Source organism: Actinosynnema sp. NPDC049800, from assembly GCF_040656635.1.
Classification (GTDB): Bacteria; Actinomycetota; Actinomycetes; order Mycobacteriales; family Pseudonocardiaceae; genus Actinosynnema.
In genome coordinates, this window is the sequence record NZ_JBFAMT010000053.1 from 32,664 (window position 1) to 54,772 (window position 22,109).

General features: G+C 73.0%; 20 protein-coding genes. 2 read left to right on the top strand and 18 right to left on the bottom strand.

The window, feature by feature from the left end; genetic code table 11:
* Window positions 1-16: 16 nt before the first annotated feature.
* The 15 genes from ggt to pyrR all read right to left on the bottom strand — a co-directional run bounded on the left by ggt (window position 17) and on the right by pyrR (window position 18,507).
* Entirely contained in the window at window positions 17-1,798 is a 1,782-nt protein-coding gene (ggt, locus tag AB0I91_RS36505; RefSeq protein WP_498779841.1) for a gamma-glutamyltransferase, read from the bottom strand.
* Window positions 1,799-1,916: 118 nt separating this feature from the next.
* Complete coding sequence (locus AB0I91_RS36510; protein ID WP_499640968.1) at window positions 1,917-3,902, bottom strand: primosomal protein N'; 1,986 nt, start codon at window positions 3,900-3,902, stop codon at window positions 1,917-1,919.
* A 100-nt stretch (window positions 3,903-4,002) separates the two neighbouring features.
* Entirely contained in the window at window positions 4,003-5,478 is a 1,476-nt protein-coding gene (locus AB0I91_RS36515; RefSeq protein WP_499640970.1) for an alkaline phosphatase family protein, read from the bottom strand.
* A 386-nt stretch (window positions 5,479-5,864) separates the two neighbouring features.
* Window positions 5,865-7,067: a methionine adenosyltransferase gene (metK, locus tag AB0I91_RS36520; protein WP_498779847.1), complete on the bottom strand. Its 1,203-nt coding sequence runs from the start codon at window positions 7,065-7,067 to the stop codon at window positions 5,865-5,867.
* A gap of 39 nt (window positions 7,068-7,106) precedes the next feature.
* The gene (gene coaBC, locus AB0I91_RS36525) at window positions 7,107-8,366 is read right to left on the bottom strand and encodes a bifunctional phosphopantothenoylcysteine decarboxylase/phosphopantothenate--cysteine ligase CoaBC (RefSeq protein ID WP_498779849.1); all 1,260 of its coding nucleotides are present in this window, start codon (window positions 8,364-8,366) and stop codon (window positions 7,107-7,109) included.
* A complete protein-coding gene (gene rpoZ / locus AB0I91_RS36530; protein WP_053721631.1) occupies window positions 8,363-8,641 on the bottom strand; it encodes a DNA-directed RNA polymerase subunit omega in 279 nt (92 codons plus the stop codon). Before rpoZ ends, coaBC begins: the two co-directional genes overlap by 4 nt.
* Window positions 8,642-8,706: 65 nt before the next feature.
* Window positions 8,707-9,306: a guanylate kinase gene (gene gmk, locus AB0I91_RS36535; protein ID WP_498779850.1), complete on the bottom strand. Its 600-nt coding sequence runs from the start codon at window positions 9,304-9,306 to the stop codon at window positions 8,707-8,709.
* On the bottom strand, window positions 9,303-9,620 hold the full coding sequence (mihF, locus tag AB0I91_RS36540) for an integration host factor, actinobacterial type (RefSeq protein WP_077005726.1): 318 nt from the start codon (window positions 9,618-9,620) through the stop codon (window positions 9,303-9,305). Before mihF ends, gmk begins: the two co-directional genes overlap by 4 nt.
* 301 nt (window positions 9,621-9,921) lie before the next feature.
* On the bottom strand, window positions 9,922-10,722 hold the full coding sequence (gene pyrF, locus AB0I91_RS36545; RefSeq protein ID WP_499611300.1) for an orotidine-5'-phosphate decarboxylase: 801 nt from the start codon (window positions 10,720-10,722) through the stop codon (window positions 9,922-9,924).
* 29 nt (window positions 10,723-10,751) lie between these two features.
* A complete protein-coding gene (gene carB / locus AB0I91_RS36550) occupies window positions 10,752-14,060 on the bottom strand; it encodes a carbamoyl-phosphate synthase large subunit (RefSeq protein ID WP_498779852.1) in 3,309 nt (1,102 codons plus the stop codon).
* A gap of 2 nt (window positions 14,061-14,062) precedes the next feature.
* Window positions 14,063-15,175 (bottom strand): glutamine-hydrolyzing carbamoyl-phosphate synthase small subunit, encoded by a 1,113-nt coding sequence (gene carA / locus AB0I91_RS36555; protein ID WP_499640973.1) that lies wholly within the window; start codon window positions 15,173-15,175, stop codon window positions 14,063-14,065.
* Window positions 15,172-15,657 (bottom strand): PH-like domain-containing protein, encoded by a 486-nt coding sequence (locus AB0I91_RS36560; protein WP_499640975.1) that lies wholly within the window; start codon window positions 15,655-15,657, stop codon window positions 15,172-15,174. The genes carA and AB0I91_RS36560 overlap by 4 nt, the downstream gene beginning before the upstream one ends.
* Window positions 15,654-16,955 carry a dihydroorotase gene (locus tag AB0I91_RS36565; RefSeq protein WP_498779894.1) on the bottom strand — a complete coding sequence of 434 codons (1,302 nt, stop codon included), beginning with the start codon at window positions 16,953-16,955 and terminating at the stop codon, window positions 15,654-15,656. The genes AB0I91_RS36560 and AB0I91_RS36565 overlap by 4 nt, the downstream gene beginning before the upstream one ends.
* A gap of 20 nt (window positions 16,956-16,975) precedes the next feature.
* Window positions 16,976-17,938: an aspartate carbamoyltransferase catalytic subunit gene (locus AB0I91_RS36570; RefSeq protein WP_499640976.1), complete on the bottom strand. Its 963-nt coding sequence runs from the start codon at window positions 17,936-17,938 to the stop codon at window positions 16,976-16,978.
* On the bottom strand, window positions 17,935-18,507 hold the full coding sequence (pyrR, locus tag AB0I91_RS36575; RefSeq protein ID WP_498779858.1) for a bifunctional pyr operon transcriptional regulator/uracil phosphoribosyltransferase PyrR: 573 nt from the start codon (window positions 18,505-18,507) through the stop codon (window positions 17,935-17,937). Before pyrR ends, AB0I91_RS36570 begins: the two co-directional genes overlap by 4 nt.
* Before the next feature lie 258 nt (window positions 18,508-18,765).
* Between pyrR and bldD the strand changes: the two genes are divergently transcribed.
* Window positions 18,766-19,254: a transcriptional regulator BldD gene (bldD, locus tag AB0I91_RS36580; RefSeq protein ID WP_015103676.1), complete on the top strand. Its 489-nt coding sequence runs from the start codon at window positions 18,766-18,768 to the stop codon at window positions 19,252-19,254.
* A gap of 93 nt (window positions 19,255-19,347) precedes the next feature.
* Here the strand turns inward: bldD and nusB are convergent, their stop codons facing one another.
* From nusB to AB0I91_RS36595, 3 genes are all read right to left on the bottom strand, one after another.
* Entirely contained in the window at window positions 19,348-19,767 is a 420-nt protein-coding gene (gene nusB, locus AB0I91_RS36585; RefSeq protein WP_053721638.1) for a transcription antitermination factor NusB, read from the bottom strand.
* A 1-nt stretch (window position 19,768) separates the two neighbouring features.
* On the bottom strand, window positions 19,769-20,332 hold the full coding sequence (gene efp, locus AB0I91_RS36590) for an elongation factor P (protein WP_498779860.1): 564 nt from the start codon (window positions 20,330-20,332) through the stop codon (window positions 19,769-19,771).
* Between the two features lie 77 nt (window positions 20,333-20,409).
* Window positions 20,410-21,504, bottom strand: coding sequence for a M24 family metallopeptidase (locus AB0I91_RS36595; RefSeq protein WP_498779861.1), 1,095 nt, complete (start codon window positions 21,502-21,504; stop codon window positions 20,410-20,412).
* Between the two features lie 144 nt (window positions 21,505-21,648).
* Here AB0I91_RS36595 and AB0I91_RS36600 point away from each other — a divergent pair, with 144 nt between their 5' ends.
* The gene (locus tag AB0I91_RS36600; protein WP_498779863.1) at window positions 21,649-22,068 is read left to right on the top strand and encodes a B-4DMT family transporter; all 420 of its coding nucleotides are present in this window, start codon (window positions 21,649-21,651) and stop codon (window positions 22,066-22,068) included.
* Window positions 22,069-22,109 lie beyond the last annotated feature (41 nt).

The following is a 22,109-nucleotide window of genomic DNA, read 5'->3' on the forward strand; positions in this document are numbered from 1 at the left end:
GGACCACACCACCACGTCATCGCGTCGGCCACACCGCCCGGGCCGCGCCGCCGCCACGCCGGGACGTCTCCGCCGCCGCGCGCCACCGGCCGTCGGGCAGGCGTTCGACCGCCGTGACCGCGCCGATCTCGGCGGTGGACGTGAACCGGTGGCCCAGCGCGCGCAGCGCCGCGGCCTCCGCGCCCGCCAGGAACGCGGGCTCGGCCTGGGTGTTGGCGGCGTTGCGCTGGGACGCGCGCGGCGCGGCGATCGCCTCGACCAGCGGCGTGCCGCGGTCCAGCCGCCGGGTCAGCACCTGCAGGACGGTGGTGATGATGGTCGCGCCGCCGGGCGAGCCGAGCGCCAGCACCGGCTTGCCGTGCTCCAGCACGATCGTCGGCGTCATGGACGAGCGCGGGCGCTTGCCGGGGCCGGGCAGGTTCGGGTCCGGCACGCCCGGCGTCACCGGCGTGAAGGAGAAGTCGGTCAGCTCGTTGTTGAGCAGGAAACCGCGACCGGGCACCACGATGCCGCTGCCGCCCTCCTGCTCGATGGTCAGCGTGTAGGCGACCACGTTGCCCCAGCGGTCGGCGACCGTCAGGTGCGTGGTGTCCGTGCCCTCGTACGGCGTGGCGGCCGGCTCGCCGCCGGTCGCGCACGGCGTCGGGTTGCGCGGGTCACCGGGTGCGACCGCGCCGGTCATGGCCGCCGTCGGCGAGATCAGGCACGCCCGGCTGTCGGCGAAGCGCTGCGACAGCAGCTCCCGGGTCGGGACGTCGCTGAACGCCGGGTCGCCGACCCACCGGTTGCGGTCGGCGAACGACAGCCGGCTGGCCTCCAGGAACCGGTGCAGGTACTGGACCGGGTCCGCCGCGGCCAGGTCCGTGCTCTCCAGGATGTTCAACGCCTCGCCGGCGGTCGTGCCGCCGGAGGACGGCGGCGCCATGCCGAACACGTCGTAGTCGCGGTAGCGGACGCGGGTGGGCTCGCGCAGCGGCGCCTCGTACCGGGCGAGGTCCGCCGCCGTCAGGTCGCCGGAGCGGACCTTGCGGGTGGAGCCCGCCACCACGGGCGGCTGCCGGACCGCCGCGACCAGGTCGCGCCCCACCTCGCCGCGGTAGAACGCCGACATGCCGTCCCGGCGCAGCGCGCGGTAGGTGTCGGCCAGGTCGGGGTTGCGGAACGTGCTGCCGATCGCCGGCGGCGCGCCGCCCGGCAGGTACAGGGCGCTGGTCGAGCTGAAGTCCGCGAAGCGGGCGGCGTTGTCGCTGACCTGCCGGTGGAACGTGGCGTCGACGGTGAAGCCGCGCCGGGCCAGCTCCTCCGCCGGCCGCACGGCCTGGTCGAGCGACCACGTGCCCCACTGCCGCAGCGCCTGCTGCCAGGTGCGCGGCGTGCCCGGCACGCCCACCGACAACCCGCTGGTCATGGCCTCGGCGAACGGGAGCGGGACGCCGTTCTCCACGAACAGGTGCGCGTCGGCGGAGGCGGGCGCGGTCTCCCGCCCGTCCACTGTGGACACCCGGTGCGTGCGGGCGTCGTAGTGCACGAGGAACCCGCCGCCGCCGATGCCGGCGGAGAACGGGTCGGTGACGCCCAGCGCGGCGGCCACGGCGACGGCGGCGTCCACCGCGTTGCCGCCGCGGCGCAGGACGTCGACGCCGATCTGCGAGGCGTCGGGGTCGACGCTGGACACCACGCCGCCGAAGCCGACCGCTTCGGGCACGCGTGGTGGATCGGCGACCGCGGAGGCGGTGGCGGGCAGGAGTGGTGCGACGAGGAGGGATGCGAGGACGCTGGCGACAGTCGACCGGAGCATCGTTCCCTTCTACTCCACCCCGGCCGAAAGCAGAACCACCCGGGAGTCGCCGTGTCGGGTTCCGCACCGAAGCGCTTCGTGGGAGCGGACGACGCCGTGGGGCCGGAGGACGTCGAGGTCAGAGGACTTCGAGCGGGTCGAGCTTGACCCGCACCACGTCCGGTTCCTTCCGGGCGCTGCGCACGGCCAGCACGTCGGCCAGCAGCGCGGCCAGCGCGCGGCCCTCCGTCCGGGACACCCGCACCAGGGCGCGTTCCTTGTCCTCCGACAGCGGCACCGGGCCCAGGACCTCGCCCGTCGGCGGCAGGTCCAGCTCCTCCAGGACGCCGGCCAGCGCGTCCGGCGCGCCGTCCACGGTGGCCATCCGCACGGCGGGCGGGAAGCCCAGCTCGGCACGCGCCGCCAGCTCCTGCCGCGCGTGCCACACCGGGTCCCACCGGACCAGGGCCTGGACCGGCGCCAACGACGAGTCCGCGACCACGACCACCCGCCCGGCCGCGTGGACCAGGGCCGCCGCCGTCATCCACCGCCGCAGCGCCTCCTCCGCCGCGCGCAGGTCGGCCCGGCCGAGCAGCGCCCAGCCGTCCAGCAGCAGGGCCGCGCCGTAGCCGCCCTCGGTGAACGGCTCCGCGCCCGGCGTGGCCACCACCAGGGACCGGCCGCCCGGCACCTCGGCCAGCACCTCGTCGCCGCCCGACGTGCGGACCGGCACGCCGCTGAACGCGCGCCCCAGCTCCTCGGCCGTGCGGCGGGCGCCGATGACCTGGCCGCGCAGCCGGCGCGAACCGCAGTTCGGGCAGCGGTACGCCGCCTCCGTCGCGCCGCACCAGCGGCAGTACGCGGGCCTCGGCACGCCGTCCTGGGTGCCGCCCGGCAGCGCCAACGGGCCCGCGCACCGGCGGCACCGGGCGGGCGACCGGCACTGACCGCAGGCCAGCGCGGGCACGTACCCGCGCCGGGGCACCTGGATGAGCACCGGCGTGTCCGCCGCCAGCGCGGCCCGCGCGGCGTCGAAGGCGATCGACGGCAGCCGGGCCGACCGCGCCGCCGCGTCCTTCACCTCCTGCCACTCGCTCTCGCCCACCGCCGCCACCCTCGGCGCCACGGCCCGCAGCGTGTCGCGGGCCGCGACCACCTCGTGCGCCCAGCCGCTGTCCACCAGCAACTGGGCCTCCGCGGTCCGGGCGAAGCCGCCGACCAGCAGCGACGCGCCGGTCAGGTGCGAGCGCTGCACCAGCACGTCCCGCACGTTCGGGTACGGCATCCGCGGCTCGGAGTGCAGGTCGTCGCCGTCGTCCCAGACCGCGACCAGCCCGAGGTCCCGCACCGGTGCGAAGGCCGCGCCACGCGTGCCCAGCACGACCCGCACCGCACCCCGCCGCACGGCCAGCCACCGCTTGTACCGCTCGGACGGCCCGAGGTCGGCCGACAGCGTCACCACGCCCGCCTCGCCCACCAGCGCCGCGCACGCCCGCTGGAGCCGGGCCAGGTCGCGGTGGTCCGGCACGACCACCAGCGCGCCCTTGCCCGTGCTCGCCACCGACGCCGCCGCCTCCGCCAGCCGGGCGGGCCAGTCCTCGGCGGGCAGCGCCTGCCACACCGCCCGCGCGGCCCGGCCCGACCGCAGCGCGTCCAGCAGGTTCGGCCCGAACGGGTAGCGCGCCCACCCCTCGTCCGAGGGCGCCTCGGGCACCGGCGCGGGTTCGTCGGAGGGCTTGGCCTCGGCCCGCGCGTGGCGGGGCGGGATCGCCATCCGCAGCACGTCGATCAACGACCCCGCGTACCGGTCCGCGATCGCCCGCGCCAGCTCGGCCACCTCCGGCGACAGCACCGGCTCCGGCGAGATCACCCGGTCCAGGAACGTGAGCTTCCGCCCGTACTCCGACGACTCCGCCCGCTCCAGCAGGTAGCCGTCCACCAGCTGGCCGGCGAACCGCACCCGCACCCGGCAGCCGGGCACGGCGTCCGCGTCCTGCTCGGTCGAGAGCTGGTAGTCGAACGGCCGGTCGAGGTGCGCCAGCGGCACGTCCACGCACACGCGGGCAACCGGCAGCGAGGCGGCGGGAACCCGCTCGCCCCTCCTGGTCGTCGCCTTGCCCGCCACGGGTGGAGGTCTACCAGAGACCGGGGTGGACGCCCGCGACCCGGGCCCCGATCGGGACACCATGCCCCCAGTATCGAACACGTGTTCGACCTTGGCAAGATCACGACCGGGTGATCGCGGGCGACACGCTCTCCCGCCCGTTCTCCAGGTGCCCCGCCAGCCTGCGGCGGAACCCGCCGTCGGAGGTGATTGTCACGTCGTACCAGCCGTGCCGGAACGCGGTCAGCCACGGCACCAGCCGCCGCCTGCCCGGCCGCACCGCCACCTTGAAGTCCCGCCCGTCGCCCACCACGGCGAACGTCACGTCCGACGGGCCGAAGTTCGCCAGCGTGATCGACACCATGCGGCTGTGCGCCGACGTGGCCAGCGCCACCGACTCGCCCCGCGCGCCCGCGAACTCGCGCCGGAACCCGTTCGGCCCGACCACGGTGAACCGGTACCGGCCCTCGAACGGCACCACGACGTCCACCGAGGACCGCACGTCGAAGTGGACCGGGCCCTCGAACTCGCCCGCGTGCGGGTGCAGCGCCAGGTGCACGCTCTCGTCGCCCGAGTTCCGCAGTTCCAGCCGCACCTCGCCGCCGACCGCCGCACCCGACACGTCCGGCTGGTAGGGCAGCGGGCGGGCTGGCCGCACGCCCGGTTCCTGCCGGTCGACGGGCGGGCCGTGCTCCACCACCACCGGCCGGCGCGCCCGCCGGGTGAAGTCGAACGCCGAGGTCAGGTCGCCGCACGCGGTCCGCCGCCACGCGTCGATCCCCGGCGCCGCCACGCCGAGCCACCGTTCCAGGAACCGGATCGTGGACGAGTGGTCGAACACCTGCGAGTCCACGTACCCGCCGACCGTCCACGGCGACACGACGACCATCGGCACGCGCGGCCCCAGCCCGGGCGCGTCCGCCACGCCGTGCGGCGGGCAGGGCGGCGGCACGTGGTCGAAGTGCCCGTCGGCCTCGACGTGGGTGACGAACAACGCGGTGGAGTCCCACACGTCCGGCGTGGACGCCAACGCGTCGAGCACCTCGTAGGTGAGTGACGCGTCAGGGTGCTCGCACGCCAGGAGGAACGACACCCGGGGCAGCCGGCCCGCCACCACGTCGGCCCGGAACGACGCCGTCAGCTCCCCGTCGCACGGTGCCTCGCGCGCGATCCTCGCGAACCGGGTGGCGAACTGGTCCTGGCGTTCGGCCGACTCCCGGTAGACGCGCCACGACGTGCCGGCGTCCTGGAGCCGTTCGGCGTACCCCGCCCACTCGGCCTCGGCGTGGGGCGTGCCGTGGTAGGCGTCGCAGACGGTGAACGTGTCCGCCAGCTCGTAGTCGAACGGCAGGTCACGTCGGTCGTGGGCGGTGGCGCTGCGGGCGTCGTCGATCGCGTCGGGGTCGGCGAAGCCGCGCACCCCGCGCAACGTGCCGTAGCAGTGGTCGAACGACCGGCGCTCGCGCACGAGCAGCACGACGTGCTCGATGGCGGACAACCCACCCGACCGGGGCTCCCGTGCCAACGCCTCGTGCACCGACGGCGGCAGCAGGGAACCCGTCACGGCGGTGTGCGGCGTGCGACGCGTGTCGGGCATGACCGTGTCTAACGCGCGCCGGTGAACTCAAGAGGTCCTCCGGACCACACCCGCGCAACCCGCGGCGGACATCGACGCGGAACCGTCGGACCGCGCCGTGCCGTCGGGAACCGTGTTCAAGCGAAGCCGTTCGTGCCGTCCAGGCCGCGACTCCGTGGTGTCGACGCCGGACACCGCGCCAGGTCGACGGTCTCCAACCGCGGCACGGACCGCGCCCACTCACCGCCATCCGGCACGTGCCGCCGACCGGCCACGATGCTGCCCGGCCGCGGACAGCGGCGGGGGATTGTCGGACCCCGCCGGCAAAATAAAAGCAGGGGTCCCCTTGGGCGGGGACCCCTGCGCAGCGTCGCTCGGGCGTCAGGCGCCCCAACGCCGGTCGGGCGTCAGGCGCCCGCGGCGGCGCGGAGGGCGTCGGCGCGGTCCGTGCTCTCCCACGGCAGGTCGACGTCGGTGCGGCCGAAGTGGCCGTAAGCGGCGGTCGGGGCGTAGATCGGGCGCAGCAGGTCCAGGTCGCGGATGATCGCGGCCGGGCGCAGGTCGAAGACCTCGCCGATCGCCTGCTGGATCTTGGTCGGGTCGACGGTCTCGGTGCCGAAGGTCTCCACGAACAGACCCACCGGGGCCGCCTTGCCGATGGCGTACGCCACCTGCACCTCGATGCGCGTGGCCAGCCCGGCGGCCACCGCGTTCTTCGCCACCCAGCGCATCGCGTACGCCGCGGACCGGTCCACCTTCGACGGGTCCTTGCCGGAGAACGCGCCGCCGCCGTGGCGGGCCATGCCGCCGTAGGTGTCGACGATGATCTTGCGACCGGTCAGGCCGGCGTCACCCATCGGGCCGCCGATGACGAACCGGCCGGTCGGGTTGACCAGCAGCCGGACGTCCGAGGTGTCCAGGCCGAGCGCGTCGACCTCGGGGGCCACGACGTGCCGGCGGATGTCGACGCCGAGCAGCTTCTCCAGGTCGATGCCGTCCGCGTGCTGCGTGGACACCACGACGGTGTCCAGCCGCACCGGCTGGTCGCCCGCGTACTCGATGGTGACCTGGGTCTTGCCGTCGGGACGCAGGTACGGCACCGTGCCGTCCTTGCGCACCGCGGTCAGCCGCCGCGACAGCCGGTGCGCCAGCGCGATCGGCAGCGGCATCAGCTCGGGCGTGTCGGTGCACGCGTAGCCGAACATGAGGCCCTGGTCGCCCGCGCCCTGCTTGGCGATCTCGTCCTCGGTGCCCTCGACGCGCTTCTCGAACGCGGTGTCCACGCCCTGCGCGATGTCCGGCGACTGCGAGCCGATGGCCACGTTCACGCCGCACGAGTAGCCGTCGAAGCCCTTGGCCGACGAGTCGTAGCCGATCTCGACGATCTTGTCCCGCACGATCGAGGGGATGTCGGCGTAGGCCTCGGTGGTGACCTCGCCCGCCACGTGCACCTGGCCGGTGGTGACCATCGTCTCCACCGCGACGCGCGAGCGCGGGTCCTTCGCCAGCAGCGCGTCGAGGATCGAGTCGCTGATGGCGTCGCAGATCTTGTCCGGGTGCCCTTCGGTCACCGACTCACTGGTGAACAGCCTGCTGCTGTGCTGGCTCACGACACTCCCTAACTGTCCGATCTGCGAATGGTCTCAAGCTTACTGAGCGCTCGCGCGCGAAGGGTCCCGTTCGACGGCAGGGGCGACCGCGTCCCACAATGCGGACGCCAGCCGCGCCTTCGAGCCGTGCGGGATCGGGGTCTCCGCGCCGTCCGCGGACAGCAGCCAGCCGGCGTTGTCCTCGACCTCGAACGCGCGCCCGTCGCCGACGGCGTTGACGACGAGCCAGTCGCAGCCCTTGCGCTTGAGCTTCGCGCGACCGTACTCGAGCACGCCGGTGCCGGCGTCCCCGGTCTCGGCCGCGAACCCCACGACGACCTGGCCCGGTCGCCGCGCGGCGACCAGCTCGGCCAGGATGTCCGGGTTGCGGGTGAGCGCGACCGGGTCGGGGTCGCGATCGGTCTTCTTGATCTTGTGCTCGACCAGCTCGACCGGCCGGAAGTCGGCGACGGCCGCGGCCATCACCACGACGTCGGCGGTGGCGGCCACGGTGTGCATCGCGTCACGCAGCTCCAGCGCCGAGCCGACCCGCACGACGTCCACCCCGGCGGGCGCGACCAGGTCCGCGGTGTGCGCGGCGACCAGCGTCACGCGCGCGCCGCGCTGGGCGGCGACCCTGGCCAGCGCGTAGCCCTGCCGGCCGGACGAGCGGTTGCCCAGGAAGCGCACCGGGTCGAGCGGCTCGCGCGTGCCGCCCGCCGACACGGCGACGTGCACGCCCTCCAGGTCGCGCGGCAGCGCGTCGGGGCGCGCCAGCAGCAACCGGGCCAGGTCGACGATCTCGGCGGGCTCGGGCAGCCGGCCCTTGCCGGTGTCCTTGCCGGTCAGCCTGCCGCTGGCGGGTTCGGCGACGACCACGCCGCGCGAGCGCAGCAGCGCCACGTTCGCCCGGGTCGCGGGGTGCTCCCACATCTCGGTGTGCATCGCCGGCACGAGCAGGACGGGGCAGCGCGCGGTCAGCAGCGTGTTGGTGAGCAGGTCGTCGGCCAAGCCGTGGGCGGCCTTCGCGATCAGGTTCGCCGTGGCGGGCGCGACGACGACCAGGTCGGCGTTCTGCCCCAGCTTCACGTGCGGCACCGACGGCACGTCCTCGAACACCCCGGTCTGCACCGGTTGGCCCGACAGCGCCTCGAACGTGGCCGCGCCGACGAACTTCAGCGCGCCGTCCGTAGGCACGACGCGCACGGCGTGGCCGGACTCGGTGAGCCGGCGCAGCACCTCGCACGCCTTGTACGCGGCGATGCCCCCGCCCACCCCCAGGATGACGTTGGGGCGGTCGGGGGCGACGGCCTCGGTCACTCGCCCTCGGTGTGCTCGAGGAGACCCGCGTGGATCTCCCGGAGCGCGATCGACAGCGGCTTCTCGCGCGGGCCCGGCTCGACCAGCGGGCCGACGTACTCGAGCAGGCCCTCGCCGAGCTGCGCGTAGTAGTCGTTGATCTGGCGCGCGCGCTTGGCGGCGTAGATCACCAGCGCGTACTTCGAGCTGACCTGCTCCAGGAGGTCGTCGATCGGGGGGTTGGTGATGCCCTCCGGAGTACCCGAGAGCGGGCCCAGCTCGGTGTGCGTGGTCACTCGTCAACGCTCCTGCGGTTCAGGGGTGGGTCTGCGGGCCGTCCCGTGCCTCGCGACGCGCGTGCTCACGCGTCGGGCACCGGGCCGACCACCAAGTTTAGCAAGCTCGCGGCGGCCGACTTCACGTCGTCGTTCACCACGACCTCGTCGAACTCCGGTTCGGCCGCCAGTTCCTCCCTGGCGATCTCCAGCCGGCGGGCGACGACGGCGGGGTCCTCGGTGCCGCGGCCGGTGAGCCGACCGACCAGGTCCTCCCACGACGGCGGGGCCAGCATCACCAGCTGGGCCTCCGGCATCGCGACCCGGACCTGCCGGGCGCCCTGCAGCTCGATCTCCAGCAGGGACGGCGTGCCGGCCGCCAGTGCCCGCTCGACGGGCTCCTTGGGCGTGCCGTAGCAGTTGCCCGCGAACTCGGCGTGCTCCAGGAGCTCGCCCCTGGCCACCATCTCGCGGAACTCGGCGCCGCCGACGAAGTGGTAGTGCACCCCGTCGACCTCGCCCGGCCTCGGCTTCCGCGTGGTCACCGAGACGCTGAAGTGGATCTCCGGTCCCATCCGGCGGAGCTCGGCCAGCACGCTGGACTTGCCCACGCCGGACGGGCCGGACAGAACGGTGAGGCGGGGCCGGGCGCGTGCGCCCGACCCCACCCCGGTGCCATCAGTCACTCGCCGCTGAACTCGGTGAGCAGCGCCTTGCGCTGCCGCTCACCCAGGCCGCGCAGCCGCCGACTCGGAGCGATCTCAAGGCGCTCCATGATCTGCTGCGCACGCACCTTGCCGACGCCCGGAAGCGCCTCGAGCAGCGCGGACACCTTCATCTTGCCAAGGACCTCGTCGCTCTCGGCGGCCTTCAGCACGTCGGTCAGGTTCGTGCCGCCACGCTTGAGGCGCTCCTTGAGCTCAGCCCGAGTGCGACGAGCGGCAGCAGCCTTCTCCAGCGCTGCGGCCCGCTGCTCCTCGGTAAGCTGGGGAAGGGCCACGATTTCCTCCGTGGTGTGGGAATTTCAATTCTGGATCGGTGCCGCGACCGTACCGAGCGCAATTGCCTGGGTACAACGTGGGTCCCAGTCAGGTGAATCTTTCAGCGCTGGAGTGGTTGCGGCGGGTGGTAGTAGTACCAACACCCACCAACAAGCCCATCACCGCCACCGGTAACGCCTTGCGCACGCCGTGTGTGGTATGCGCTCGATGGGTGATGGACCCGTCGGTGGCCAGGACCGTACCAGGGAACGTTTGCGCAGGTGAGCGGACCACGTGAAGCGTGTCGCGATTTGATCGTGATCACATCTCCAGGGAGCGCCGCACGGCGTCCGCCGCCGACCGCAACTTTGCGGTCTCAGGGCCGTGCCTGAGCACGTCCCGGGAGGTCGTCGGGAGCACGCCGCGCAGGTCCTCGCCGAAGAGCGCACGCAGGTCCGCGACCGTGGCGCCCTGAGCCCCGAACCCCGGCGCGAGGACGTATCCGTGCAGGTCGGAGAGGTCCAGCCGGTGCTCGCCCACGGTCGCGCCGACCACCAGGCCGACGTCGCCGAACGGTTCGAGACCGGCGTTCGCGCGGGCCGCGGAGTCCACGACCGACTGCGCCACGGAACGCCCGTCGGGGCCCACCGCGCGCTGCACGGAGGCCCCCTCCGGATTCGAAGTCAACGCGAGCACGAATATTCCGCGACCGCTCGCGGCGGCCGCTTCGAGCGCCGGGTCGAGCGATCCGAAGCCGAGGTACGGCGACGCGGTGACCGCGTCGCCGGCCAACGGCGAGCCCTCGGTGAGGTAGGCCGCGGCGTACGCGGCCATGGTGGAGCCGATGTCGCCGCGCTTCGCGTCCACCAGCACCAGCGTGCCGCTGTCCCTGAGGTCCGCCACGACGCGTTCCAGCACCGCCACGCCCCGTGACCCGTGCGCCTCGAAGAAGGCCGCCTGCGGCTTCACCAGGGCCACGTGGCCGCCGAACGCCTCCACGCACGTCAGCGCGAACCGCTCCAGCCCCGCGGCGTCCTGGGAGAGGCCCCAGGACGCCAGCAGGCCGGGGTGCGGGTCGATGCCCACGCACAGGGGGCCGTGCTCGGCGACGGCCTTCGCCATCCGCGCCCCGAACCGCTGCCCCGCCGCGCTCACGCGTCACCCCGCAGGGCCGCCTGGAGGGCCTGGAGGGGCCGCACGCCGATGTCGCCGCGGATGGCGGCCTCGATGCCGTGCACGGCCGCCGCCGCGCCCTGGATCGTGGTCACGCACGGGATGTCCTTGGCCACGGCCGCGGTGCGGATCTCGTAGCCGTCCACGCGGGGCCCGTTGTTGCCGTACGGGGTGTTGATGATCATGTCGACGGTGCCCGCGAGGATGGCGTCGACGATGTTGTCGGCGCCCTCGAAGTGCTTGCGCACGATCGTGCAGGGGATGCCGTTGCGGCGCAGCACCTCGGCCGTCCCGGCGGTGGCCAGCACCTCGAAGCCCAGGTCGGCGAGCCTCTTGACCGGGAAGATCATGGCCCGCTTGTCCCGGTTGGCCACCGACACGAACACCCGGCCCGACGTGGGCAGGGAGCCGTAGGAGGCGGTCTGGGACTTGGCGTAGGCCATGCCGAAGGACACGTCGATGCCCATGACCTCGCCGGTCGACTTCATCTCCGGGCCGAGCAGCGAGTCGACGCCCTTGCCCTCCGGCGTGCGGAACCGGTGGAACGGGAGCACGGCCTCCTTGACCGCGACCGGGGCGTGCGGCGGGAGCTTCGCGCCGTCGCCGGTCGCGGGCAGCATCCCCTCGGTGCGCAGCTGGGCCACCGTGGCGCCGAGCATGATCCGGGCCGCGGCCTTGGCCAGCGGCACCGCCGTGGCCTTGGAGACGAACGGCACGGTGCGCGAGGCGCGCGGGTTGGCCTCCAGGACGTAGAGCACGTCGTCCTTCAGCGCGTACTGCACGTTGAGCAGGCCGCGCACGCCGATGCCCTCGGCGATGGCCAGCGTGGACCGCCGGACCGCGTCGATGTCCGACTCGCCGAGCGTGATCGGGGGCAGGGCGCACGCCGAGTCGCCGGAGTGCACGCCGGCCTCCTCGATGTGTTCCATCACACCCCCGATGAACACCTCGTTGCCGTCGTAGAGGGCGTCCACGTCGATCTCGATGGCGTCGTCGAGGAACCGGTCGACCAGCACCGGGTGCTCCGGGCTGACCTCGGTGGCGCGCTGGATGTAGCCCTGGAGGGTCTCCTCGTCGTAGACGATCTCCATGCCGCGACCGCCGAGCACGTAGGAGGGCCGCACCAGCACCGGGTAGCCGATCTCGTCGGCGATGGCCTTGGCCTGCGCGAACGAGGTGGCCATGCCGTACTTCGGCGCGGGCAGCCCGGCGTCGGCGAGGACCTGGCCGAACGCGCCGCGCTCCTCGGCGAGGTGGATGGCGTGCGGCGGGGTGCCCACGACCGGCACGCCCGCGTCCGCGAGCCGCCGCGCGAGGCCCAGCGGCGTCTGGCCGCCGAGCTGCACGATCACGCCCACGACCGTGCCGGAGCGCTGCTCGGAGTGGAACACCTCCAGCACGTCCTCGAACGTCAGCGGCTCGAAGTACAGCCGGTCCGAGGTGTCGTAGTCGGTGGAGACCGTCTCCGGGTTGCAGTTGACCATCACCGTCTCGTACCCGGCCTCGCGCAGCGCCATGGCCGCGTGCACGCACGAGTAGTCGAACTCGATGCCCTGCCCGATCCGGTTCGGGCCCGAGCCGAGGATGAGCACCTTCGGCTTGTCGCGCTGCCCGGTCACCTCGGTCTCGGCGTCGGGGTCCAGCTCGTAGGCCGAGTAGTGGTAGGGCGTCTTGGCGGCGAACTCGGCGGCGCACGTGTCGACCGTCTTGAACACCGGCCGCACCCCCAGCCGGTGGCGCAGCGAGCGGACGCCGTCCTCGCCGGCCAGCTCCGGGCGCAGCGCGGCGACCTGCCGGTCCGACAGGCCCGCCCGCTTGGCCTTGCGCAGCAGGCGCTCGTCGAGCACGGGCGCGGCCTCGATCTCGGCCCGCAGGTCGACCAGCCAGGCCAGCTGCTCGAGGAACCACGGGTCGATCCGCGACGCCTCGTGCACCTGCTCGATCGTCGCGCCCAGGCGCAGCGCGCGGTCCACCGTGTACAGGCGGCCGTCGTGGCCCTTGCGCAGGGCGTCCAGAGTGGACTCCAGCGACTCGGCCGGGTCGGCGGGGTCGGGCGTCGTCCAGAAGCCGGCGGCCTTGGTCTCCATGGAGCGCAACGCCTTGCCGAGCGCCTCGATGAAGCTGCGGCCGATCGACATGGCCTCGCCGACCGACTTCATGGTCGTGGTGAGCGTGCTGTCGGCGCCCGGGAACTTCTCGAAGGCGAACCTCGGCACCTTCACCACGACGTAGTCGAGGGTCGGTTCGAAACTGGCCGGCGTTTCCCCGGTGATGTCGTTCTGGATCTCGTCCAGCGTGTAGCCGATGGCCAGTTTCGCGGCGATCTTGGCGATCGGGAAACCGGTCGCTTTCGACGCCAAGGCCGACGAGCGGGACACCCGCGGGTTCATTTCGATGACGACCATGCGGCCGTTGCCGGGGTGGATGGCGAACTGGATGTTGCAGCCGCCGGTGTCCACGCCGACCTCGCGGATGACCGCGATGCCGACGTCGCGCATGTGCTGGTACTCGCGGTCGGTGAGCGTCATCGCGGGCGCCACGGTCACCGAGTCGCCGGTGTGCACGCCCATCGGGTCGATGTTCTCGATGGAGCAGACGACGACCACGTTGTCGTTGCGGTCGCGCATCAGCTCGAGCTCGTACTCCTTCCAGCCGAGCACGCTCTCCTCGATCAGCACCTCGGTGACCGGGGACTCGGCCAGGCCGCTCGCGGCCAGCCGCTCCAGCTCCTCGGGGGTGTGCGCCATGCCCGAGCCGAGGCCGCCCATGGTGAACGACGGCCGGATGACGACCGGCAGGCCCAGGTCGGCCACGGTCGCGCGGACGTCCTCCATGGTCTTGCAGACCGCGCTGCGCGGCACGTCCGCGCCGATCCGGCGGACCAGGTCCTTGAAGATCTGCCGGTCCTCGCCGCGCTCGATGGCGTCGATGTCCGCGCCGATCAGCTCGACGTTGTACTTCTCCAGCACGCCGCGCTCGTGCAGCGCGATCGCGGTGTTCAGCGCGGTCTGGCCGCCCAGCGTGGCCAGGATGGCGTCGGGCCGCTCCGCCGCGATGACCTTCTCCACGAACTCCGGGGTGATCGGCTCGACGTAGGTGGCGTCGGCGAACTCCGGGTCCGTCATGATCGTCGCCGGGTTGGAGTTGACCAGGGAGACCCGCAGGCCCTCCTCGCGCAGCACCCGGCACGCCTGGGTGCCGGAGTAGTCGAACTCGCAGGCCTGCCCGATGACGATCGGGCCGGAGCCGATGACCAGCACGTGCTTGAGATCAGTCCTCTTCGGCATGGTCAGCGGCCCTCGCTCATCATCGTCACGAACTCGTCGAACAGCGGGGCGGCGTCGTGCGGACCCGCCGCCGCCTCCGGGTGGTACTGCACGCTGAACGCGGGCACTTCCAGGGCGCGGACGCCCTCGACCGTGCCGTCGTTGGGGCAGTAGTGGCTCAGCAGCACGCGACCGAAGTCGGAGGTGAACTCCTCGCCCGGCTCGCCCTCCAGCGCGAAACCGTGGTTCTGCGCGGTGATCGCCACCTTGCCGGTCGCCACGTCGATCACCGGGATGTTGATGCCCCGGTGGCCGTAGCGCATCTTGTAGGTGTCGCGGCCCAGCGCGCGGCCCAGGATCTGGTTGCCGAAGCAGATGCCGAACAGCGGGATCCGCCGGTCCAGCACGCCGCGGGTCAGCTCGACCGCGTGGGCCTGGGTCGCCGGGTCGCCGGGGCCGTTGGACAGGAACACGCCGTCCGGCTTGACCGCCACCAGGTCGTCCACGGTGGAGGTCAGCGGCAGGACGTGCACCTCGATGCCGCGGGCGGCCATCATCCGGGGCGTGTTGGACTTGATGCCCAGGTCCAGCGCGGCCACCGTGAAGCGGCGCTCGCCGACGGCCTCGACCACGTACGGCTCGGCCGTGGTCACGTCGCCCGCGAGGTCCGCGCCCACCATGGGCGGCGCGCTGCGGACGCGCGCCAGCATCTCCTCGACGCTGCCGAGCTCGTCGCCGGAGAACACGCCCGCGCGCATCGCGCCCTGCTCGCGCAGGTGGCGGGTCAGCATCCGGGTGTCGATGCCCGAGATGCCGACGACGCCCTGGCCGACCAGCGCGTCGTCCAGGCTGCGCGTGGACCGCCAGTTGGACGGCACGCGGGCCGGGTCGCGCACCACGTAGCCGGAGACCCAGATGCGGCTCGACTCGTCGTCCTCGTCGTTCCAGCCGGTGTTGCCGATCTGCGGCGCCGTCTGCACCACGATCTGGCGGTGGTAGGACGGGTCGGTCAGGGTCTCCTGGTAGCCGGTCATGCCGGTGGAGAACACCACCTCGCCCAGGCTCGCGCCGACCGCGCCGTAGGCCTCACCGCGGAACACGCGGCCGTCTTCCAGCACCAGTGCCGCGTTCGTCATGAGTCGCCTCCCAGCGCTTGCACCCACTGCTCGTACACGTCCTTGTCATCGCCCCGGAACCCGGTGTCGAACACCCGGTCGCCGAGGTGCCAGCGCACGACCAGCAGGCCGTCCGCCGTCATCACCTTGCCCGCGAGGCCGCGGGCCGTTCGGGCCCCATCCACCCGTTCTACCGGGATCCACAGCGCGCTCGCGCCGGTGCGCTCCACCAGCACGCCGTTCTCGGTGAGCCTGAGGGTCGCCTCGGCGCGGTGGCCGATGTCGCCGACCGCCACCCGGTCCTGCCAGTCGTCGCCGATGGTGGTGCCGACGTACACGCCGGTCGTCTCCAGCATCGTCGCGCCGGTCTCGGCGGGCGGCTGCGGGAACTCCGGCAGCACCTCGGCCTGCCGGCGCGCGCGCCGCTGCCAGCCGCGCCACATGCCGTACAGGCAGAGCAGGAAGATCGCCAGCACGGCCAGCGAGAGCAACACCCGGGTCATGCGGTGATCCTTCCGCCGAGGGCCGTCACGCGCCCGCGCAGCAGGGTCGCGACCACCGCGCCGGGCAGCTCCATGCCCTCGAACGGCGTGTTGGCCGCGATGCTGGCGAACTCGGCGCCGCGCACGGTCCAGGTGGCGTCCGGGTCGACCAGGGTGAGGTTGGCGGGCTCGCCGACCTCGATCGGCCGGCCCTGGTCGGGCAGGCGCGCGATCTCGGCGGGCCGCTCGCTCATCACCCGCGCCACGCCGCGCCAGTCCAGCAGCCCCGTCCTGACCATGGTCTCCACCACGATCGACAGCGCGGTCTGCAGGCCGAGCATGCCGGGCCGGGCGGCGGACCACTCGGTGTCCTTGTCCTGCACGGCGTGCGGCGCGTGGTCGGTGGCCACGCAGTCGATGACGCCCTCGGCCAGCGCCTCGCGCAGCACCTTCGCGTCGGCCGCCGTGCGCAGCGGCGGGTTGACCTTGTTCACCGGGTCGTAGGTCGCCAGCCGCTCGTCGGTCAGCAGCAGGTGGTGCGGCGTGACCTCGGCGGAGACCTCCGTGCCCCGGGCCTTGGCCCACCTGAGCACGTCGGCCGTGCCGGTGGTGGAGACGTGGCAGACGTGCAGCCGGGCGCCCGCGTGCAGCGCCAGCAGGCAGTCCCGGGCCACGATCGACTCCTCGGCGGCGGCGGGCCAGCCCGGCAACCCCAGCCGGGACGCCTGCTCGCCCTCGTGCGCCTGCGCGCCCACGGTCAGCCGGGGCTCCTCGGCGTGCTGCGCGACGACCACGTCCAGCGCCTTGCTGTACTCCAGCGCGCGTCGCATGATCAGCGGGTCGTGCACGCAGTGGCCGTCGTCGGAGAACACCCGGACGCCCGCCTTGGCCATCGTGCCCAGCTCGGCGAGCTTCACGCCCTCCAGGCCGACGGTGACCGCGCCGACCGGGTGCACGTCGACCAGGCCGACCTCGCGGCCGCGCCGGGCGACGTGCGCGACGACGACCTCGTTGTCCGCGACCGGGCTCGTGTTGGCCATGGCGAACACGGCCGTGTAGCCGCCCAGCGCGGCGGCGGCCGAGCCGGTGGCGATGGTCTCGGTGTCCTCGCGGCCGGGTTCGCGCAGGTGGGTGTGCAGGTCGACGAAGCCGGGCAGCAGGACCGCGCCGTTGCCGTCGACGACCTCCGCGCCCTCCTCCGCCACGGACCCGATCGCGGCGATCACGCCGTCGCGGACCAGCACGTCGATCGGGTCACCCTCGCCGTAAGGCCTTACTCCCCTGAGGATCAAAGAGATCGCGGGGTTGCTCGTGTTCATCTGTTCGGTCGCAAGCTCCCTCACGGGGTTTCCTCCTCGTGGGCAAGCAGGTGGTAGAGGACGGCCATGCGCACGTGCACGCCGTTGCGCACCTGGTCGGTGATGGCCGCGCGGGGCGAGTCGGCGACCGCCGAGGCGATCTCCATGCCGCGCAGCATCGGACCGGGGTGCAGCACGACGGCGTGCTCGGGCAGCAGCTTCAGCCGCCGCTCGCTCAGGCCGTAGGCGATGGAGTACTCGCGGGCCGACGGGAAGAACCCGCCGTGCATCCGCTCGGCCTGCACCCGCAGCAGCATCACGGCGTCGAGGCTCGGCAGCTCGGCGTCCAGCTCGTGCGAGACGGTGAGCGTGCCTCCGTCGCCGGCGGGCGAGGGAACCCCCCAGCTCTGCACGCCCACCGGCAGCAGGGTCGGCGGCGCGACCAGCGTCACGTCCGCGCCCAGGGCGGTGAGCAGGTGCACGTTGGACCGGGCGACCCGGCTGTGCAGCACGTCGCCGACGATCGCGATCCGGCGACCGCGCAGGTCGCCGAGCCGTTCCCGCAGGGTGGCCGCGTCGAGCAGGGCCTGGGTGGGGTGCTCGTGCATGCCGTCGCCCGCGTTGACCACCGACGTGCCCGCCTCGCGCAACCAGCCGGCCAGCCGGTGCGCCGCGCCGGAGGCCGGGTGCCGCACGATGACGCAGTCCGCGCCGGCCGCGGCCAGGGTCAGCGCGGTGTCGCGCAGCGACTCGCCCTTGCTCACGCTGGAGCCGGACGATGAGACGTTCACCACATCCGCGCTCATCCACTTGCCCGCGATCTCGAAGCTGACGCGCGTGCGGGTGGAGTTCTCGTAGAACATCGTGATGACCGTGCGACCGCGCAACGTCGGCAGTTTGCGCACTTCACGGCCTTCGAGGGCCTGCTTGAGGCTCGCCGCGGTGTCCAGGATGGCGGTCGCCTGGGCCGGGTCGATGCCCTCGGTGGTGAGCAGGTGCTTCACCGCAGCACCACCCCGTCGCGCTGGTCGAACTCCTCCAGCAGCACGTGGACCTCCTCGGTGCGGGCCGTGGGCACGTTCTTGCCCACGTAGTCCGCGCGGATCGGCAGTTCGCGGTGGCCCCGGTCGACCAGCACGGCCAGCTGCACGGCGCGCGGGCGGCCGTGGTCGCGCAGGGCGTCGAGCGCGGCGCGGATCGTGCGGCCGGAGAACAGCACGTCGTCCACCAGGACCACGAGCTTGTCGTCGACGCCGCCCTCGGGCAGCTTGGTCGCCTCCAGCGGGCGGGTGGGCCCTCGGCGCAGGTCGTCCCGGTAGAGGGTCACGTCCAGCGTGCCGGTGGGCGGCTCGACACCCGAGAACTCGGCGATCCGCACGGCCAGCCGGCGGGCCAGCGGCGCTCCCCGGCTCGGAATCCCCAACAGGACTACCGCGGGTGCGCTGGGTGCATCAAGAGCGGTCTTCTCGATGATCTGATGGGCCATTCGGGCGACGGTGCGCGCGACGTCGCCGGCCGACAGGAGCTCTCGCTCCCCGGCCGGGTCCGTCGCGCCACGTTGACGTGGCGCCACGGTTGGACCTCCTTCCCCGCCTCGCTGGACGGGTCCTTAAAGGACGTCGGACACCCGGCTGCGACCGGGCTGACCAGCACCGTATCAGGCGAGCGCGGTCAATCTTCCGGGTGGTGTGCGTGGTCTCGCCCACCTGTCCCAGCGAGATCAGCTTGACCTGGTGACCACGGAGAGCAATCATTACTCTGCGTATTGATCTAAGCCTCCCCGCGGCAGTCCCCTACCGGCTGACGGGGCGAATGAACGGAGAACCGCCACATGGGCGACTACGCCAAGGCGCTGGGGGCCAAGCTCCGCGCGATCCGCCAGCAGCAGGGCTTGTCTTTGCACGGCGTCGAGCAGAAGTCCGGCGGTCGCTGGAAGGCCGTGGTCGTCGGCTCGTACGAGCGCGGCGACCGCGCCGTGACCGTGCAGAAGCTCGCCGAGCTGGCCGACTTCTACGGCGTCCCGGTGGCCGAGCTGCTGCCGGAAGGTCGGGTGCCGTCCGGTGCGGAACCCGCCACGAAGATCGTCATCAACCTGGAACGGCTGCAACAGCTGCCGGCGGAGAAGGTCGGGCCGCTCGCGCGGTACGCGGCCACCATCCAGAGCCAGCGCGGCGACTACAACGGCAAGGTCCTGTCCATCCGGACCGAGGACCTGCGGTCGCTGGCGATCATCTACGACATGACGCCCGGCGAGCTGACCGAGCAGCTCATCGACTGGGGCGTGCTGCCTCCCGAGGCTCGTCCGGCCAAGGAGGACTGAGCACGCGGAAAAGGGCCACCCGGCGGTTCGCCAACGGGTGGCCCTTCCGGCCTGCTCGGCGGCAGGCCCTGCGGCCGCGCGGGCCGCGGGTGGCTAGAGCACGGCCCGGAGCTGGTCGGCGATGACCGCGATCCGGCCGAGCACGCCGTTGACGAACCGCGGCGAGTCGTCCGTGGACAGGCCCTTGGCCAGCTCGACCGCCTCGTCGATCGCGACCGCGTCCGGCACGTCGGCGGCCCACAGCAGCTCGTAGAGCCCGATCCGCAGCACCGCGCGGTCGACCGCGGGCATGCGCTGCAGCGTCCAGCCCTCCGCGTGCTCGGAGATCAGGTCGTCGATGCGCGCGCGGTGCGCCGTGACGCCTTCCACCAGGACGATCGTGTAGTCGTTCACCGGCGGCACGTCCGTCGAACCGACCCGGTCCGCCAGCAGCGTCACCGGGTCGGCGCCCCGCAGGTCGGCCTCGTAGAGGACGTCCAGCGCGCGTTTGCGGGCCTTGCTCCGTGCGCCCATCTCAGCCGTTCACTCGGCCCAGGTAACGGCCGTCGCGGGTGTCGACCTTGATCTTCTCGCCCGTCGTGACGAACAGCGGCACCTGGATCTCCGCGCCGGTCTCCAGCGTGGCGGGCTTGGTGCCGCCGGTGGAGCGGTCGCCCTGCAGGCCGGGGTCGGTGTGCTGGATCACGAGCTCGACCGAGGTCGGGAGCTCGACGTAGAGCGCGACGCCCTCGTGCATGGCGACGACGGCTTCCTGGTTCTCCAGCATGTAGTTCGCCGCGTCGCCGACCGTCTCGGCCGGGATGCTGATCTGGTCGTAGGTGTCGCCGTCCATGAAGACGAAGTCGGCGCCGTCCTTGTACAGGTAGGTCATGCCGCGCTTGTCGACGGTGGCCGTCTCGACCTTGGTGCCCGCGTTGAAGGTCTTGTCCACGACCTTGCCGGACAGGACGTGCTTCAACGTGGTGCGCACGAAGGCGCCGCCCTTGCCCGGCTTCACGTGCTGGAACGCGGTGACGGTCCACAGCTGGCCGTCGAGGTTCAGCACCAGGCCGTTCTTCAGGTCGTTGGTGGTGGCCACGGTGGTGGGCTCTCCTGTTGCGTGAGTGGAGGACGACGTCGGCTCGGCCGACGAATCCGATTCCAGGCGATCCGACTTCAGATGACCACGAGCTCCTTCGTGGTCAGGGTGAGGAGCTCCGGGGCGCCTTCGCGCACCACGAGCGTGTCCTCGATGCGGACACCACCCTTCCCGGCCAGGTACACACCGGGCTCGACGGTGACCGCCATACCGGGCAGAAGTGTACCGTCACCCGCCTTCGACAGCGCTGGAGCCTCGTGGATCTGCAGGCCGACGCCGTGGCCGAGGCCGTGCAGGAACTCGTCGCCGTGCCCGGCCTCCTCGATCACGCCGCGCGCCGCCGCGTCGACGTCCGCGTAGGGCGTGCCGACCGCCAGCGCGGCCCGGCCCGCCGCCTGCGAGGCCGCGACCAGCTGGTACAGCTCGCGCTGCCAGTCCGCGGCCCGGCCGACGACCACGGTGCGGGTCATGTCGGAGTGGTAGCCGTCGACCAGCGCGCCGAAGTCGAGCTTCACGAAGTCGCCGTCGCGGACGAGGGCGTCGGTCGGCCGGTGGTGCGGCACGGCCGAGTTCGCGCCCGTCGCCACGATCGACTCGAACGCGCGCCCGGCCGCGCCGTGGTCGAGCATGCGGCTCTCCAGCTCGCGGGCGACCTCCTTCTCGCTGCGGCCCGGCCGCAGGCCGCCGTGCTCGACGAGGCCGGCCAGCGCCCGGTCGGCCGCCGCGCACGCCATGCGCAGGGCCTCGACCTCGGCGTCGTCCTTGACCAGCCGCAGTCGTTCGACCAGGTCGGGCGCCGGCACCAGCTCGGTGCCGTCGGCCGCGTCCGTGAGCACGTCCAGGCCGTCCACGGTCACGTGGCGGCTCTCGAAGCCGACCCGGCCCGTCCGCGCCCCGTTCTGCCGGGCCGCCCGCTCGACCAGCACCGCGTCGCACGGCCGGTCGATGACCCGCTCCAGGTCCGGCACCTGCGCGGCGGCCTGGGTGAGGTAGCGGCCGTCGGTGCAGAACACCGTCGCGTCGTCGGAGTCGGCGTGCACGAGCAGCGCCGCGTTCGAGCCGGTGAACCCGGTGAGGTAGCGGACGTTGAGCAGGTTGGTCACCAGCAGCGCGTCCAGCTCCCGGTCCCGGAGCGTGGCGCGCAGGGCGGCGCGGCGAGTGGAGTGCGGCATGTCAGCAGCGTAAGGCTCGGCGGACCACCACACCGTGCCACTCGATCGGGTGAACCGTGCTGAATCGTGCGACAGTCGCGTGACGGACAGTGCGTGCCTGGTGGGTGCTATGACGGGCCGTCGGTCCGACTTAGGGTGGGGCGCATGCGCGCGTGGCTGGTCCGAGGGTTCTGGCTGGGTCTGTTCCACGGCGGGGTGCAGACCGGCACCTCGGCCGTGAGCGTGCACAGCCCCGAGGCCGCCGCGTCCATCCGGTACATCGCGATCGGGCTGGTGGTCGTGATCGGCGTGCTGTGGGGCGCGTTGGACGCGTGGCGGCAGCTCGAAGGGCGCGGCATGGTGTGGTTCGCCGCGGCGCTGGTGGCCGGGCCGCTGGCCGGGATCGCCGGGGTGGCCGGGCGGTCGCTGGTGGACCAGACGGGGCTCGAGTCGCTCGGGCCGGCGCTGACGGGCGGCGCGGCGTTCACCGCGTTGCTGGTCATGGCGACGGCGGCGGTCGGGATGGGCATCGGCAACGCCCTCCCCCAGCCGGACGGGTCGCGGCAGGCCGACGGGTCGCACTAGGTCCCGGCGGTGGGTCTCACAGCTCGCGGGCGCGCCGGTCC